Source organism: Paraburkholderia sp. FW306-02-B (assembly GCF_058782725.1).
The window spans coordinates 88,479-104,747 of record NZ_JBYSXZ010000002.1 but is presented as its reverse complement, the minus strand read 5'-3'; the positions used below and the strand labels follow the sequence as shown (position 1 = coordinate 104,747).

Annotated in this window: 13 protein-coding genes; 4 read left to right on the top strand and 9 right to left on the bottom strand. The window is 61.3% G+C overall.

The window, feature by feature from the left end:
• Positions 1 to 35: 35 nt before the first annotated feature.
• From AC3WOG_RS21340 to AC3WOG_RS21320, 5 genes are all read right to left on the bottom strand, one after another.
• Positions 36 to 392 (bottom strand): copper-binding protein, encoded by a 357-nt coding sequence (locus tag AC3WOG_RS21340; protein WP_492579954.1) that lies wholly within the window; start codon positions 390 to 392, stop codon positions 36 to 38.
• Positions 389 to 3,595 carry an efflux RND transporter permease subunit gene (locus AC3WOG_RS21335; RefSeq protein ID WP_492579953.1) on the bottom strand — a complete coding sequence of 1,069 codons (3,207 nt, stop codon included), beginning with the start codon at positions 3,593 to 3,595 and terminating at the stop codon, positions 389 to 391. The genes AC3WOG_RS21340 and AC3WOG_RS21335 overlap by 4 nt, the downstream gene beginning before the upstream one ends.
• Positions 3,592 to 5,130 carry an efflux RND transporter periplasmic adaptor subunit gene (locus AC3WOG_RS21330; protein WP_492579952.1) on the bottom strand — a complete coding sequence of 513 codons (1,539 nt, stop codon included), beginning with the start codon at positions 5,128 to 5,130 and terminating at the stop codon, positions 3,592 to 3,594. Before AC3WOG_RS21330 ends, AC3WOG_RS21335 begins: the two co-directional genes overlap by 4 nt.
• An 11-nt stretch (positions 5,131 to 5,141) precedes the next feature.
• On the bottom strand, positions 5,142 to 6,434 hold the full coding sequence (locus tag AC3WOG_RS21325; RefSeq protein ID WP_492579951.1) for a TolC family protein: 1,293 nt from the start codon (positions 6,432 to 6,434) through the stop codon (positions 5,142 to 5,144).
• A gap of 92 nt (positions 6,435 to 6,526) precedes the next feature.
• On the bottom strand, positions 6,527 to 6,889 hold the full coding sequence (locus AC3WOG_RS21320) for a hypothetical protein (RefSeq protein ID WP_492579950.1): 363 nt from the start codon (positions 6,887 to 6,889) through the stop codon (positions 6,527 to 6,529).
• 784 nt (positions 6,890 to 7,673) lie between these two features.
• Here AC3WOG_RS21320 and AC3WOG_RS21315 point away from each other — a divergent pair.
• Together AC3WOG_RS21315 and AC3WOG_RS21310 are read left to right on the top strand one after the other, a co-directional pair.
• A complete protein-coding gene (locus AC3WOG_RS21315) occupies positions 7,674 to 9,359 on the top strand; it encodes a phospholipase C (RefSeq protein ID WP_492579949.1) in 1,686 nt (561 codons plus the stop codon).
• 117 nt (positions 9,360 to 9,476) lie between these two features.
• Positions 9,477 to 10,913 (top strand): cytochrome-c peroxidase, encoded by a 1,437-nt coding sequence (locus AC3WOG_RS21310; RefSeq protein WP_492579948.1) that lies wholly within the window; start codon positions 9,477 to 9,479, stop codon positions 10,911 to 10,913.
• A gap of 92 nt (positions 10,914 to 11,005) precedes the next feature.
• Here the strand turns inward: AC3WOG_RS21310 and AC3WOG_RS21305 are convergent, their stop codons facing one another.
• Positions 11,006 to 11,479: a hypothetical protein gene (locus tag AC3WOG_RS21305; RefSeq protein WP_492579947.1), complete on the bottom strand. Its 474-nt coding sequence runs from the start codon at positions 11,477 to 11,479 to the stop codon at positions 11,006 to 11,008.
• Between the two features lie 864 nt (positions 11,480 to 12,343).
• Here AC3WOG_RS21305 and AC3WOG_RS21300 point away from each other — a divergent pair.
• On the top strand, positions 12,344 to 12,817 hold the full coding sequence (locus tag AC3WOG_RS21300; protein ID WP_492579946.1) for a GNAT family N-acetyltransferase: 474 nt from the start codon (positions 12,344 to 12,346) through the stop codon (positions 12,815 to 12,817).
• A gap of 36 nt (positions 12,818 to 12,853) precedes the next feature.
• On the top strand, positions 12,854 to 13,204 hold the full coding sequence (locus AC3WOG_RS21295) for a DOPA 4,5-dioxygenase family protein (protein ID WP_492579945.1): 351 nt from the start codon (positions 12,854 to 12,856) through the stop codon (positions 13,202 to 13,204).
• A 31-nt stretch (positions 13,205 to 13,235) separates the two neighbouring features.
• On the opposite strand, the gene AC3WOG_RS21290 is transcribed toward AC3WOG_RS21295, so the two are convergent.
• The 3 genes from AC3WOG_RS21290 to AC3WOG_RS21280 form a co-directional block, all read right to left on the bottom strand.
• The gene (locus AC3WOG_RS21290; protein WP_492579944.1) at positions 13,236 to 13,547 is read right to left on the bottom strand and encodes a high-potential iron-sulfur protein; all 312 of its coding nucleotides are present in this window, start codon (positions 13,545 to 13,547) and stop codon (positions 13,236 to 13,238) included.
• A 59-nt stretch (positions 13,548 to 13,606) separates the two neighbouring features.
• On the bottom strand, positions 13,607 to 14,296 hold the full coding sequence (locus AC3WOG_RS21285) for a nitroreductase (RefSeq protein ID WP_492579943.1): 690 nt from the start codon (positions 14,294 to 14,296) through the stop codon (positions 13,607 to 13,609).
• 1,149 nt (positions 14,297 to 15,445) lie between these two features.
• Positions 15,446 to 16,246 (bottom strand): ROK family protein, encoded by an 801-nt coding sequence (locus tag AC3WOG_RS21280; protein WP_492579942.1) that lies wholly within the window; start codon positions 16,244 to 16,246, stop codon positions 15,446 to 15,448.
• Positions 16,247 to 16,269: the final 23 nt, after the last annotated feature.

The following is a 16,269-nucleotide window of genomic DNA, read 5'->3' as shown; positions in this document are numbered from 1 at the left end:
CGCGACGGACCTGTGGTGATGGTGTCAGCGCCCCATCACTGCTGTTTTTCCAGTTTCACGATGGTCAGCGTGCCATTGATGCTTTCAACGCGGACCTTGACCTTCTCGCCTTCCTTCGCTCTTTTGACCATTGACGCGTCCTTGGCCTTGTACGCCATCGTCATCGCCGACATGCCGATGTTCTTCAGGTCGCCGTGCTGGAGCGTCACCATGCCGGTCGACGGGTCGACCTTCTTGACCACCGCGTCAGTGAGTGCGGTGTCTGTCGATGACGCTGCGTCCTTGGTACCTGTCTTCATTTTCATACCCGCCATGTCGTCGGCTGCCAGCGCGGTGCCGGCAAACACGCTAGCGGTACAGAACAGAGCGGATACGATAATCAACTTCTTCATTGGTTTTCTCCAGGGAGGGTTTGCGGCACGGGCGTGCCAAGAGGTACTGCATGAGATTGAGATGCTTTTCTGGTGCGAATGACGCGCCGGCGTTGCAGTAGAAACCACGCGGCCGGAATAATTAACATCGACAGGAGCGGCGCGGTCACCATGCCGCCCACCATCGGCGCGGCGATGCGCTGCATGACTTCCGACCCCGCACCGTGGCCCAGCATGATCGGAATGAGACCCGCCAGCACGACCGCAACGGTCATGGCCTTCGGTCTGACCCGCAGCACGGCGCCCTCGCGAATAGCGTCCACGAGTGTCGCTTCCGTGAACGCTTCGCCTCGCTCGAGCCGACTGTTGAGCGCCCCCTTCAGGTACAGGAGCATCACGACCCCGAACTCGGCGGCGACGCCTGAGAGCGCGATGAATCCCACGGCCGTCGCGACAGATACGGCGTGACCGAGAATCCAGATCAGCCAGAAGCCGCCGACCAGCGCGAAGGGCACGGTCGACATCAGCAGGAGCGCGTCGGCCGCCGAGTTGAACGTCAGGAAGAGCAGCACGAAAATAACCACGAGCGTGACAGGAATCACCGTGCGCAACTTGGCCGCCGCCCGCTCAAGGTACTCGAACTGGCCGGACCAGGCGATCGAATAGCCCGGCGGCAATACGACGTTCTGCGATACGGCCTGCTGCATCGCCTTCACAGCCGATTGAAGATCCGTATCGCGAATATCGACGTAGACGTAGCCCGACAAACGCGCGTTCTCACTACGGATCATCGGCGGGCCATCGGTAATCCTGATGGCGGCTACGTCACCCAGCGTGATCTGCGCGCCCCGGTCCGTGACCACCGGCAACTGGCGCAGATTATCGACCGAGTCCCGGCTCTCGCGTGGATACCGGATATTGATCGGGAAACGCTCGCGACCCGCGATGACTTCGCCGACGTTGTCGCCGCCGACCGCCGACGACACGACCGACTGGATGTCGGCCACCGACATCCCGTAGCGGGCTGCCGCCAGCCGGTCGATGTCGACGTCGATGTAGTGCCCGCCATTCAGCCGTTCCGCCAGCGCGGATGTGACGCCCGGAACGTTCTTCACCGCAGCCTCGACCTGTGTGGCGATCCGGTCGATCTGGCCGAGATCCGCGCCGGATATCTTGACCCCCACGGGTGTCTTGATGCCGGTCGACAGCATGTCCAGCCGGTTGCGGATGGGTGGCACCCAGACGTTCGACAGGCCCGGAATTTTCACCCGCGCATCGAGTTCATCGACCAGTTTCTCGGGCGTCATGCCGGGGCGCCATTCACTGCGTGGTTTGAACTGAATGGTTGTCTCGAACATCTCGAACGGCGCAGGGTCGGTCGCCGTGTCCGCGCGGCCTGACTTGCCGAATACGGTTGCCACTTCCGGCACGGTCTTGATCAGGCGGTCCGTCTGCTGCAACAGCTCGGCGGCCTTGTCTGCCGAGATACCCGGTAGCGCAGTCGGCATGTAGAGAAGATCGCCCTCGTCGAGCGGCGGCATGAACTCGCCACCGAGCCGCGACACGGGAATCAGCGTGATGGCAAGCGCGACGACCGCCAGCGCGATCGCGCCCCACGGCCGGCGCAGCGTCGCTTCGAGCAGCGGGCGGTATAGCCGGATCAGCACGCGGTTGATCGGATTGGCGTTCTCGTGCGGAATCCGGCCCCGGATCAGATAACCCATCAGCACCGGTACGAGCGTCACCGACAATCCGGCGGCAGCCGCGATCGTGTATGTCTTGGTGAACGCCAGCGGCGAAAAGAGCTTCCCTTCCTGACCTTCGAGCGAGAAGACGGGGATGAACGAGAGCGTGATGATCAGCAGCGAAAAGAACAAAGCCGGCCCGACTTCGGCCGCGGACTGCGCGATCAGTTCCCATCGCTGCGCCGTTGTGATCGGCATATCCGGGTTCTTGTGGTCGTACGCTTCCAGATGTTTGTGAGCGTTTTCGATCATCACGATGGCAGCGTCGATCATCGCGCCGATCGCAATCGCAATGCCGCCCAGTGACATCAGGTTCGCGTTGACGCCCTGATAGCGCATCACGATGAACGCAGCCAGCACACCCAACGGCAGCGACAGGATCGCGACGAAAGCACTGCGCAGGTGGAACAGGAACACCGCGCACACGAGCCCGACGATGATGAACTCCTCGATGAGTTTGTCCTTGAGGTTGTCGACAGCGCGTTCGATGAGCTGGGAGCGGTCGTAAGTCGTCACGACTTCCACGCCAGCCGGCAATGACCGCTTCAGGTCAGCCAGTTTCGCCTTCACCGCGTCGATGGTCGTCAGCGCGTTCTTGCCGGAACGCATCACGATCACGCCACCCGCGACTTCGCCTTCGCCGTTCAGCTCAGCGATGCCGCGGCGCATCTCTGGCCCGATCTGGATGCGAGCGACGTCCCCTAGCAGGACCGGCGTGCCCCTATCGTTGGTGCGCAGCACGATGTTGCGGAAGTCATCTAGTGAACGGAGATACCCGGACGACCGAACCATGTACTCGGACTCGGCCAGCTCCACCACCGAACCGCCCGACTCCTGGTTGGCCTTCCCCAGTGCGTCCGCGACGGCGGCTTGCGTCAGGTTGTAGGCTCGCAGTTTGTCCGGGTCGAGGACGACCTGGTATTGCCGCACCATGCCGCCGATACTTGCGACTTCGGAGACGTCCGGTACTGACTTCAGCTCGAACTTCAGGAACCAGTCGTTCAGCGCGCGAAGCTGCCCGAGATCGTGTTGTCCGGTCTTGTCGACGAGTGCATATTCGTACACCCAGCCCACACCAGTTGCATCCGGTCCAAGCGAAACGGTCGCACCGGGCGGCAGGCGACTCTGTACCTGGTTCAGGTATTCGAGTACCCGCGAGCGGGCCCAATACGGGTCCGTCTTGTCGTCGAACAGCACGTAGACGAACGCATCGCCGAACGACGAATACGCGCGGATCGTTTTAGCGCCCGGCACGCCGAGCAGCGTCGTCGTGAGCGGATAGGTGACCTGATCCTCGACGACCTGCGGCGCCTTGCCGGGATACGACGCCTTGATAATGACCTGCGTGTCCGACAGGTCGGGCAGCGCATCGAGCGGTGTCTGCGTCACGGAATACACGCCCCACGCGGTAACGAGCAAGGTCGCGAGCAGCACCAGAAACCGGTTGTGGATCGACCAGCGAATCAGGCGGGCAATCATTTGGCACCTCCGGCTGGTTCGACCTTCGTCAACTGGTATCCGTCATCCGACTGCCTGAAGACGAAGTGCACGACCTCGCCCGGCTTCACGTCCGGGAAGGCCGTCGGCGACGGCTTGCCAAACGTCATCGTCATCGCGCCCCAGCCCAGTGCCGGCACGGGTTGGTGCGAGAACGTGATGTCGCCGGGCGTGACCTTTTCAACCTTGCCGGTCGTTTCGTAGGTTTGGGCAGCCGTCGCGGCGGCGCCGGAGACAGGCACCGCTGCAGACGCGCCGCTGGGCGCGGCGGTTCCTTCCAGCTTCGGCAGCACGGACTTCAGGCTCGCTTCGGAGTCGATCAGGAACTGACCCGATGCGACGACCTGCTGGCCTTCCGTCAGACCGCCCGTCACTTCCGTGCTGTCCCCGGCATCGTTGCCGATCGTGACAGCAACGGGTTGCAGCCGACCGTCGCTGTTCCTGGCGATCACGACGGACCGCTTGCCGGTGGTAATCACCGCTTCCGAAGGTACCAGCAGGCGCGACACAGGTTTCGCCGCACCGACACGCACGCGCATCAGCATCCCCGGCGTCAGCTTCAGCCCGGCATTATCGATTTCGAGACGCGCCTGGAGCGTACGACTGCTCGTGCTGATGCCCGGCAGAATTTCGCGGATGTGTCCCGTGAAATGTTGTGCCGGGTCACCGGCAAACACGGCGTCCACGCTCATGCCCGGTCGAACCTGAAGGGCCAGCGCCTCGGGTACCTCAACCACGAGCCACAGCCTGTCGAGTCCGGAGACTTTCGCAAGCGTCTGACCGGGCGATACCATCGCGCCATCGCGCACGTTGAGTTCGGTCAGCACGCCGGTTTCCGGCGCCGATAGCGTGACGTGAGTCTGGGCCTTGCCGGTCCGCTCGAGGCTGGCAATAACGCCCTCTGGAATCGACATTGCCCGCATACGCGCGCGGGACCCTTCCAGCATGCCACCGTCCATGCCGCCACGCTTCAGCGCCAGATACTCTTCCTGTGGCGCCAGCCAGTCAGGCACGAACAGCGACGCAATGGGTGCGCCCTTCGCCACACGCTGCATCGGGGCACTCGCGTAGAGGCGGTCGATGTAGCCCGTTACCCGCGACTGCACAACATCCGCCATCGACTCGTCGAACTGTGTCGTACCCACCGCGTCGAAACTTTCTTCAGTATCCTGGCGCCGTACTGTTGCGTATCGAATCCCCAGATTCTGCTGCAACCCCGGGTCAATCCTGATGCCGTTCGAACCGCCTTCATCGGCATAGACCGGCTCCAGCTGCATGTTCATGAAAGGCGACTTGCCCGGCTTGTCGAAATGCTGGTTCGGCACCATCGGATCGTGCCAGTACAGCACCTTGCGACCCGTCTTCGGGTCGGTTTTGTCGCCGGTGGCGGATGTCATGGCGACCGCGGTCGAACCGGTCGCCGAAACACGGTAGGTGCCCGCAACATAACCACCACCCAGCAATGCTGCCGCGACAAACGTCATAAGGGCCGCGCGTGCCAGTTGTTTCTTTTGCATGTTGTTCTCCTTCACTGGCTGACGGACATCGAGGCGGGCACCACCTGGTATTCCAGCTGGGCCCAGGTCTGGGAAACGTCACGCTGCAGGTCGAGCACCTGCAGTTGGGCGTCGAGTTGCGCACGTTTGGCAGCGAATGTGTCGGCAAGCGACGCGGTGCCTGTCCTGTAAGCCGCAGCAGCAAGTTGCACGCGCTGGTCCGCAGCCGGCAGCAGCGAGTTGGTGAGATTGGTGATGCGTTCACGGCCGTTGGCCAGGGTTGCCGACAGCGTGCGGATGTCCGCTTCGACCTGTCGCTGCGCGTCCTCGTACATCAGTCGCGCCTTTGTGCCGAGTTGCGCTTTCTCGGCAGCATCCCGATCCTCGACATTCTTCCGGTTGATTGGCAGCGGAATACTGACGCCCACCGACACAAACCGCGAAGAGCCGCCCCCTTGCAAATAAGAGACGTTCCAGGTCCAGTTCGTACTGCGGTTGCTGTTGGCAACAGCGGTATCGGCGTCCGCTACTCTCATGTCCGCCGACGCGGTAACGAGCGCCGGCTCCACTTCGCGAAGCTGGTCGGGCGGAAGCGAAGCAACCACGGATTGCGGCGCAGGCGGCTCGCCGGCTACGTCGGTGACCGTACCGGCGGTCCAGCGCGACAGGCTGATGAGCGCTGTCTGTAAAGTCTGCTGGGCCTTCAGTAGCTGGTCCTGCGTTTGCGCCAGCATGAGCCGGGCTTGCGCGACATCGCTTGCGGACGCCTTTGCGCCCCTATAGGAGGCTTGCGTGGCAGCGAGCTCGTGCGTCATGTGCCCAACCAGCTCCTGCTGCAACGACACCGCCTTCTTTGCATAGGCTGCGTTCAGCCATGCCGTCGCAGTTTGCTGGCGCACATTGACAAGCTGTGCGAGAAATCCCGCCCGTTCGCGGTCGACGACCTGGTTTGCCAGCGTGGAACGAAGCCGGCGCTTTTCCGGCGAGACCCATTCCTGCTCGACGCCGATGCGGCGCATCGTGAGAATGTTCTGGCCAATCGTGAACCCCTGCGGGCCATTGATCGGCAGGTTGTCGATGCCCGCCGCGAGCATCGGGTTGGGTAACTGTCCGGCCTTGACGGCAGCTTCCGAACTGGCGCTGACGGACGCTTGCGCCGCCCCCATGGCGGCAGAGCGGTCGGTAGCGGACTGGAGTGCCGCATCGAGCGTGACGGGCATTTCCTGAGCGCGCGCGGTGACGCTCACGAGAATCAGCGCGGCAAAAAGCGAACGCGCGCGCAGTGGTACACGCCGGCATGACGGCGTGCCAATAGTTAAAGGCATGTTCTAACCCCAACGGCGGACTCCCAAAGGGCGTCCACGTCCTGAACGCAGGACGACCTCACCGCAAATGCGGTGAACCTGTCAGCAAGGGATTAGATGGCGCGAGGAGGTCGCCAGAGTCCGGCCGGTTCACGGACGGGGAGCGACTGCGCGTAGTGGAACACGACTGGACTGGCGAGCCCCGCCGGGCGGGTTACTTCAGTGGCGGAGACGGGGTGATACAAACTGCCGACCTGGCATTGCGCCGTTACCTTGCAGGAAAACCCTTTGGTCTTCCCGACTGGTACAGGCTTCATATTTTCGCAGCCGGACATATCCGGTGACATGGCGCTGCTTTCATCTGCGCCCATACTCATCTGCATCGGACACGCTCCCGTCAAGCCGCTGGCTGCCAGCCCACTGATGGGCAGCGCAGCGCAGAGCAACAGAAGGAGCAATGTCCGGAGGAATTTCATGGCGGGAATTATAGCGTGAAAAATATAGTCAGTTTGTAGCGATCCCTACCGATTGCCCCCCGATTTGGTAAAGGGTGGGCGCATGATTGCCCGGTGAAAAACCGTGTCGACATCGATACCGCGCCAGCCTGACGCCTCAAGACCTCGACGCTGGCGCGTTCGTGGCCACCTGCCCCTCGCACGCCTGCGGCTTGGGGTATTGCCCCCTGTGTGTTTGGGGGAATGCACTGCGGCGTCTTTGGGTAAATGCATTTATATGGCAACTTGGAGCATCGTCTGGTGACAGGTTGCGGTTCGGCAAGGGCAAACATACTGCTTTCGAGCTTCTTCGTCGTACGGACTGTCGACCGCCAGCCGGTACAGAGGTCAGGCTGTACTTCATAGACAGGACGGTACGCAAATGTACGCGCTTCAGCACGCCTTCGCACGTGTACTCAGTGAGTTCAAACTTCACTATCGAGCCAGGTAGGCAAGTCGGACGATTCATGGTGGATCGCGGGATTATCCGGGCATTAGCGGTCGTTCTATCTGGTAGCCAGTGAACAAACGGAAGCCCGCGGCTGACCGCCTGCTGCTTGTCACTCCTGTCTCTCCGCGAAGTCCTTCAATAAGCTTGATATCGCACCAGCAACGTAATAGCCGGGTAAGCAAAGCGCCATTTCACGGTAACGCCCAGATGCTCCAATGTGCGTGGGTTTTTAAACGGTCCCCGCGCGCCCGCTGAATTCGCCACGAACAGCGGTCGAAAAATAACGAGCAAAAACGATACCCGGAGTTAAAACGTATGCTTTCCCGAGCCTTCCTGTTTGGCGTATCAGGCATCGCTATGGCGGTCGCGCTATACGCGTGCGGTGGCAACAACGGCAATTCGCTCACCCCCGTGTCGGTGCAGAATCAGTTGACCACGTCGACGCCCATCAAGCATGTGGTCGTGATCTATAACGAGAACGTCTCGTTCGACCATTACTTCGCCACCTATCCGAATGCGACGAATCCGGCGGGCGAACCTGCGTTCACGGCTGCAGCCGGCACGCCGACGGTGAACGGCCTGAGCGGCACGCTGCTGACCGCCAACCCCAACTTCACGAACACCGCGAACGGCACGGGCGCTGCGAATCCGTTCCGGCTGGACCGTACTCAGGCCGCGACGGCCGACCAGAACCACGCGTACACCGCGGAGCAACAAGCGTATGACAACGGCGCAGCCGACCTTTTCCCGCAGTTCACGGGTAAGGGGTCGAGCGGCGGCGCAGGCGCCTTCGGTACGACTGGCCAGGTCATGGGCTATTACGACGGCAACACCGTGTCGGCGATGTGGAACTGGGCGCAGCATTTTGCGATGAGCGACAACGCTTATACGGATACGTATGGTCCGTCGACTCCGGGCGCACTTGAAGTGATCTCCGGCCAGAACAACGGCGTGCAGCTCGTCAAGACCAGCCAGCAGCCATTCAATCTGTCGACTGCATCGCACTCGTATTACGTCAACGACGGTCAAGGCGGCATCACGCTGATCAACGACGCCGACCCGGCTGCGGACTTGTGCTCCAGCACGACTGACCAGATCCTGATGTCCGGCAAGAACATCGGCGACCTGCTCAACGCGAAGAACATCACGTGGGGCGGCTTCATGGGCGGCTTCAACCTCGCGACCACCAACAGCAACGGCACGGCGGGCTGCAAGCGCAGCACGGTGTCGCCGGTGGTCGGACAGGCAACGGCCGACTATATCCCGCACCACAACTGGTTCCAGTACTACGCATCGACGGCGAACCCGCAGCACTTGCGCCCGAGCGCGACGGCAGCCATCGGCTACACGCTTCAGTCGGACGGCAAGACGGCTGACCCGGCCAATCACCAGTACGACTCCGACGACTTCTTTGCGACGGTGAAGGCAGGCAACTATCCGTCGGTCAGCTTCATCAAGGCGCCGGCGTTCCAGGACGGCCATGCGGGCTACTCCGACCCGCTCGACGAACAGGCGTTCACGGCCAAGATCGTCAACTTCCTCCAGCAACAGCCTGACTGGAAGAGCACGGCCGTGATTGTCGCGTGGGACGATTCGGATGGCTGGTACGACCATGCCTATGCGAATCCGACGACTTCGTCGTTCGATGCTCAGGCGGACCAACTGAACGGCGCCGGCAAGTGCGGCACGGGAACGGCGCCGGCCGGCGTGAACGGCGCTGCGGTCAACGGTCGTTGCGGCCCTGGCACGCGCATCCCGTTCCTCGTGATTTCGCCGTGGGCGAAGGTCAATTATGTCGACCATACCCTGATTAGCCAGGCGTCCGTGGTGCGCTTCATCGAAGATAACTGGCTGGGCAGCCAGCGAATCGGCGGCGGCTCCTTCGATGCGACGGCGGGCAGCATCATGGGCCTGTTCAACTTCAACGGCGGCGGCAACAACCCGACTTTGTTCGTCGACCCGAACCTGGGCACGCCGGTCTCGTCGGTCCCTGCTATCTAGGTTCCGCGGTTTGCGTCGGCGCTCAGGCGCCGACGCAAAGCTGGACAGCACCCCGTGTTGCCAACCTTTTCGAGGTCGGCAACATTTTTCATTTTTAGCTTCCTTGCCGTTGCCTCTATGCCCGCTTCCGCAGCACGTCCCGTCGAATCACGTCCTCCCCAGCATCAGTCGCGATACAGCGCCCGGCGCATTCTGGCGCTGCTCGTCGTCACCGCGCTTATCGCGTCGATCGGCTTTTGTGGCTGGGCGCTGGCGTACCCGTCGCGGGTTCCAGCCGCAGTCGGCGCGCTTGTCGAGGATCTCACGGGGGCGAATGCAAATCCCGTCGCGCTCCAGCGTCCGGTCGCACCGGCTCAACTGAGTGCCGTGGCGCAACTCGGCAAGAAGATATTTTTTGACCCGACGCTTTCAGCATCCGGTCGCCAGTCATGTGCGTCGTGCCATAGCCCGGAGCACGCGTACGGGCCAGCGAACAATCTGGCTGTTCAATTAGGCGGACCCGCTCTGTCGCAGCAAGGCTACCGGCCGCCGCAGTCGCTCATGTACCTCTACCGGCAGCCGAATTTCAGCATCGGCCCGGATAGCGGCGATGCGGACAATGCGCCCGATCTGGCGCAGATCGCGACTCAGGCGGCGGGCGTGGAAAAGGCTCAGAAGAACGCGGGGGTTGCACCTGCGGCACCTGCGCTGGTGCCGCAAGGCGGCATGTTCTGGGACGGCCGCGCCGACACGCTCCAGGCACAGGCATCCGGTCCGATGTTGAACCCGGTCGAAATGGCGAATGCGAGCATAGCCGACGTCCTGGCGAAGCTTCAACGCACGCCGTACAGGAACGACTTCATTCAGCTATTCGGTCCGCACGTTTTCGAAAACACGGACCTCGCGATGTCAGAGGCCATGTTTGCCATTGCGCGCTACCAGGTGGAAGAGCAATCGTTTCATCCTTACACCAGCAAATACGACTATTGGCTTGAAGGAAAAGCGCGGCTCAGTCAGGCGGAACTGCACGGGCTGCGTCTGTTCAACGACCCGAACAAGGCGAACTGCGCGGGCTGCCATCTTTCGAAGCCGGGTTCCGACGGCCTGCCGCCGATGTTGACGGACTATCAATACGAGGCGCTCGGCGTGCCACGGAATGCCAGCCTTGCCGCCAACCAGGACCACAGCTTCTTCGACATGGGCATCTGCGGGCCCTTCCGTACCGACCTGAAGGACCAGACGCAGTATTGCGGGATGTTCCTCACGCCGACGCTGCGCAACGTCGCCACACGCCAGGTGTTCTTCCACAACGGTGTTTATCGTTCGCTCGAGGACGTCATGGCGTTTTACAACGAACGCAATACCGCGCCGCAGAAGTTCTACGCGCACGGCCCTGATGGAAAGATTCAGAAGTACGATGATCTGCCGGCGAAGTACCAGGCAAACATCGACGACAAAGACGCGCCGTTCGACCGCAAATTCGGCGACAAGCCCGCGATGAGCGATGAAGACATTCGCGACATCATCGCGTTCCTGAAGACGCTGAACGATGGGTACAAGGTTAGCGCGCGCTGAGCAATAGTGATAACGGCCGACTCCGGAATCAAAAAACGCCCTACTTAGGGCGTTTTTTGTTTCCGGGTTCTACGGAGCGAAGAACGGTGTGGCTAGACCGTCGCTTCGGCGGTCGCCAGTTTCCGGGCCGATCTCATCAGCCCTTCGAGCATTTTCGCTTCCGCGTTCGCGATATCGCTCAGCGAGGCGATGGACAGTTGCCCGTCCAGAATGGCCAGCGCAGTGCAAAGGCGCGAATATTCGCTGTCCTCGAGTGTCCAGACGCCGTCGCGATGCTCGCGGACGTCAAGCTGAACCATCGCCGCATGTGCGCTTTCAATGTCGGCAAGCAGGTCCGCCCCGAACCCGAGACGCGAAAGCTCTTGCGACACCAGCAAATGCCGGCTCAGCGTCATGTGCAAATTCCGCGAGCCGTGGCCGTGCCGGAATGCATCGAGAGCGGTGTAGCACTGCAACAGCATCGCCTCGGTGACTGGCTCGTGTGCGGTGCGGCTATAGGTAAGCGCGCGCAACAGCGGCGACATTGCTGGCTGACTGTGCTTGCGGCTTCGCGATTTACTGGACATATCGGTTCAACCTCCTTCGCTAACTCTCGGCTTTGCCACCGGAATTTTGTTGTCCGGCGACAAACGCCGCCGATGCGCCGGCGGCCTGACAGACTCCGAATGTGAGTCTGTGTCGCTATCATGGCAAGTAACTATTAAGACAGACTTAAGCGAATACAAGTCGCAAGGTGCTGCACCGACGAAAAAAAACCCTGTTCCGCAAGGGAACAGGGCCGGACAGGATGGAGGAGTCGCGCAGGCGCGTGGATGCTTGCCGACCGATACCCACCACTAACTAACAACGCTGCTGCTACTTCAATTGCAACTTCAACTTCAACTGCTACTGCATCACAGTTCGGTCCCTCGTTTTACTGCACCTCGCTGCAATCCCCTGCTGTTTCCAGCGCCTATTGAATCGACTGCGCGCTGTTCCGATTGCTTCTACTTCCTACTGCTTTCCTGCCCTGCCGCTTTCGACAACCGCGGCAAACTGCTATCAACGGTACGGTTCAAAACAACGCGGGGGAAGACCGCGTCGATGGGCTCGATGACCTGTCGCTCCATGGAAACCAGTTTATGCGAGTGAGCGCGAATGCAATTGCGCGAAACGAGGGGAAATGGCGGCCCAATTTGGCGAATCGCCGGCGCTCGGCGATTTCGATCAATAGGCGCTGAAAAGATCGGATTGTTTCAGCTACGCCGCCAAATAGTGCTTGAAGCAGCGTGCTTGCCGGCATCGACGCGGATCATCCGTAGCAGAATCGAAGCGCCCGCCGAGCCATGAAGTCGATCGGCCGAAACATGACCGCGTGGAAAAAAACGCGGACGGCGCGACAATTCACGACAATTCTTACTAGCCGCCTGCGCACCGGGAACGTTTCCAGCATGCCCGCACCAGAACCTGTCCTCACCTTGCGTCCGGCACTGAACGCCGACGAAAGCTTTCTCTTCGAACTGCGCAAGGCGACCATGACCGAGCATCTGGCGCGCGTCGGCGAACCGGCGGACGACGCCGAGCATCGCGCGCGTCTGCTGCATCGCTACGACACGGCGCGGGTGATTTGCATCGACGGCGCGCCGGCCGGTTTGTTGAAAGCACATCGCACCGACACCGAATGGGTCGTCGTGCAATTGCAGATCGCGCCGGAGCATCAAGGCCGCGGCATCGGCGAGCGCGCATTGCAAACGGTCCTGCAGGCCGCACAAGCCGACGCGTTGCCGGTCACGCTCAAGGTGCTCAAGGGCAATCCAGCGAAGCGCCTGTACGAACGTCTGGGCTTCGAGACCGTCGACGAAGACGAAAGACAGTTTCACATGAGGCGCTTACCGCGCGCGTCGACGGAAACTCAAGCAGAATGAAAGTCTGATAAAGACTGGTATGCAACGGACCCTGTTATGACCTTTCGCGACACCTCGGCCATCGCAAGCTGGCACGCCCATATCTACTTCGACTCAAGCAGCCGCGACGCCGCATGGGCTTTTCGCGAGCAGATCGACGCGCATTGGAACGGCAAGCTGCAATTGGGCCGCTTTCACGAGCGTCCGGTTGGACCGCATCCGATGTGGTCGTATCAACTCGCATTCGGCCAGGAGCAGTTCGCCGAGATTGTCGGCTGGCTCACGCTGAATCACGGCTCGCTCGATGTTTTTCTACACCCGAACACCGGCGACGCCCTGCGCGACCATCGCGACGCGGCCGTGTGGATCGGCCACTCGCATCAACTGCTGCTGGACGCGTTACGCTGACATGCGCGCGGGCGGCGCGCGTTCGTTTACATCAGATGTTTGAATACGAACTGCACCAGCCGCGCGCGGCGACCTGCTTGTCGCCGAACAGCGTGCAGCCGCCATAGGCGTCCGTGGCTTTACCCTGGAACAGCGAGCAGTTGCCGCACGTTTGTCCGGCGGTGTAGTCGGGGAATTTCGCCTTGTCGACCTTGGCAGCGTCCTCTTTATAGCCGACGGCTTGCGCCTTCGGATCGGCTTCGCTGAGCTTGCCGCCTGTGTCAGCGAACGCGGCACGCGAGAGCACCAGCGTCGAGCCGACGCCCACGCTCAGCATCAGAAAGTTTCGGCGCGATGTTTTCATGGTGGTCCGGTGGAAAGTAGTAGTGGATGATGGCGAGCGACGACACGCGGCAACGTTCTTCAATCGAGGAAGCGGGTAAAACGTTCGACCGGTTCACGCTCGGTGCGCAACGTGTTGACCAGTGCGCTTTCGTCGGCGAAACCGAGCGACATGCCGCACACCAGTTGCTCTTCGTCCGGCAGGCCGAGATGCACGGCGATGACCCGATGAAACGGCGTGAATGCGGCCTGCGGACAGGTATCGAGGCCGCGTCCGCGCGCCGCCGTCATGATCGCTTGCAGGAACATGCCGTAATCGAGCCAGCTGCCGCGCTCCATCACACGTTCGATCGTGAAGAACAGGCCGACCGGTGCGCCGAAAAACCGATAGTTCTGCGCGTGCTGTTCGTGCATGCGCTCCTTGTCGCCTTTCTGGATGCCTAGCAGGCCGTACAGATCCCAGCCGATTTTGCGGCGGCGGTCGATGTATGGGGAGACCCACTGGTGCGGGTAGTAGCGATATTCTTCCTGGTACAGCGCGTCGCGTTCGGGATGGTTGTAAGCGTCGAGCAAGGCCTGCGACAGGCGCGCGAGTGAATCGCCTGTTACCACGTACACCTTCCACGGCTGGGTGTTGGTGCCGGACGGCGCGCGGCTGGCTGCTTCGAGGATTGCTTCGATGTCGGCGCGTGCGACCGGCGTGGGAAGGAACGCGCGAATTGAACGCCGCGATGTTAGTGCGGTTTCGATTTCGTTGGCTGGTGTGGGCATTTGGTGGCATCCCGGTGGGGCCTAACGGGTTGGCGGTCTCAGATGATTTTAGCCCGACGGGGCGGTTTCTCGCTTGCAGGCTTGCTGAGTTACCTGCGGTGCTGGTCTTTGCTTGCTTTGTTTGCCTGCTCGGCGCTTTAAGTCTGTCTGCCTACGGCGGTGGCTTTTTCTCTTCTTATTGGTTTATTAGCGTTGCCCCTGTGCGGGGCGGCACCTACTTTTCTTTGCCTGCCGCAAAGAAAAGTAGGCAAAAGAAAGCGGCTTTACACCGCCAGCTCTTAAGCGGGTCCCCTGGCTTGGAGGAGGTAGTGGAGCATCTGGAATCGGTGTTCCCGCACACTCCGCGCTGGTGACAAGGCAGTCATGCTTCCGGCGGCGCTGCGCGCGCCGTGGCGGTACTTCATCAAACCACTCGCCGGTTTCGACGCTCTGCGGTACTGCATCAAACCACTCGCCGGTTTCGACGCTCTGCAGTACCTCACAGAACCGACGGGCCGCTCGGGCGCTTCCGGTGCCTGCGGTTGTTCTAGCGTAGTGGCTTGCCTTTGCTGCGCTAGCGTAACTTGCGGCTACGTTTCGTTTGGCGAAGTAGCCCACACTTCCACAGTTCAGCGCTTCGCCGAGGCAAAGCCGATGGCCCCCACCGCGCGCACGAAGCCACTGGTGTCCCTGGCAGACCGTTCCGGCGAGCACGTAGTGCGAGGCGGGAAGGATGACTGCCTTGTCACCAAGGCGGAATGTGCGAGAACACCGATTCCAGGCGCAGGCGCCCAAACCGCCAAGCGGTTTGATGAAGTACCGCAGAGCGTCGAAACCGGCGAGTGGTTTGATGAAGTACCGCCACGGCGCGCGCAGCGCCGCCGGAAGCATGACTGCCTTGTCACCAGCGCGGAGTGTGCGGGAACACCGATTCCAGATGTTCCACTGCCTCCTCCAAGCCAGGGGACCCGCTTAAGCGCTGGCGGTGTAAAGCCGCTTTCTTTTGCCTACTTTTCTTTGCGGCAGGCAAAGAAAAGTAGGTGCTCCCCCGCACAGGGGGAACGCTAATAAACCAATAAGAAGAGAAAAAGCCCACGCCGTAGGCAGACAGACATAAAGCGCCGAGCAGGCACAAAAACACAGCCACAAAGCACTACGCAAGAAACCATATCACTTGAACGGGCCAACCCGTTGATTAACCTCCGGCAACTGCCGCGTCTCCCGAACAGACTTCGGATGCCACAACCGCGCCCCACCCTCGATACCCGCATCGTTCGATACAGTCGCGACATTCGCCGGCAACTCAATCGTCAGCCGCGCAGCATTCCCACCCCCAACCCAAAGCTTGTCATAATTCACCAGCGAAGCAAGAATCCCGATCACCTTCTCGACACGGCGATTCCACCGCTTGTTCCCAGCCTTCTCGCGCGCCGCCTCACCGATATACTCGTCGTACGCCACACCCTTCCTGCTAACCGGATGATGCGCAAGCTCCAGATGAGGCATCAACTCGCCATCGCGAAAGAGCGCCGTTCCCGCGCCGGTGCCCAGCGTCAGCACGAACTCAATGCCGTGGCCTTCAATCGCGGCAAACCCTTGCATCTCGGCATCGTTGATCATCCGCACCGGCAAACCGCCCAAGCGCCGCGCCAGCGAATCGGCCAGCGGAAATTCATGCCAGCCTTCAACGCCGAAGTGCGGCGCGGTCAGAATGCGGTTGTCGCGCACCACGCCCGGAAAACCGATCGACATCAGCGTCGGCGGCGCCTTCTCGACGAGCGGCTCCACCAGCTTCACCAACGCATCCACCAGTTGATCCGGCGTGCACGGATGCGGCGTCGCTACCCGCAAACGCTCGGTTTTCATTTGCCCGGCATCATCGATAATCGCGGCTTTCAACCCAGTTCCGCCGACGTCGATTGCCAGAATCCGCTCGGTGCTGCCTGTCGCTTTCTTCTTACGTCTCGCCATGGTGTCCCCCTATTGTGTCGCTG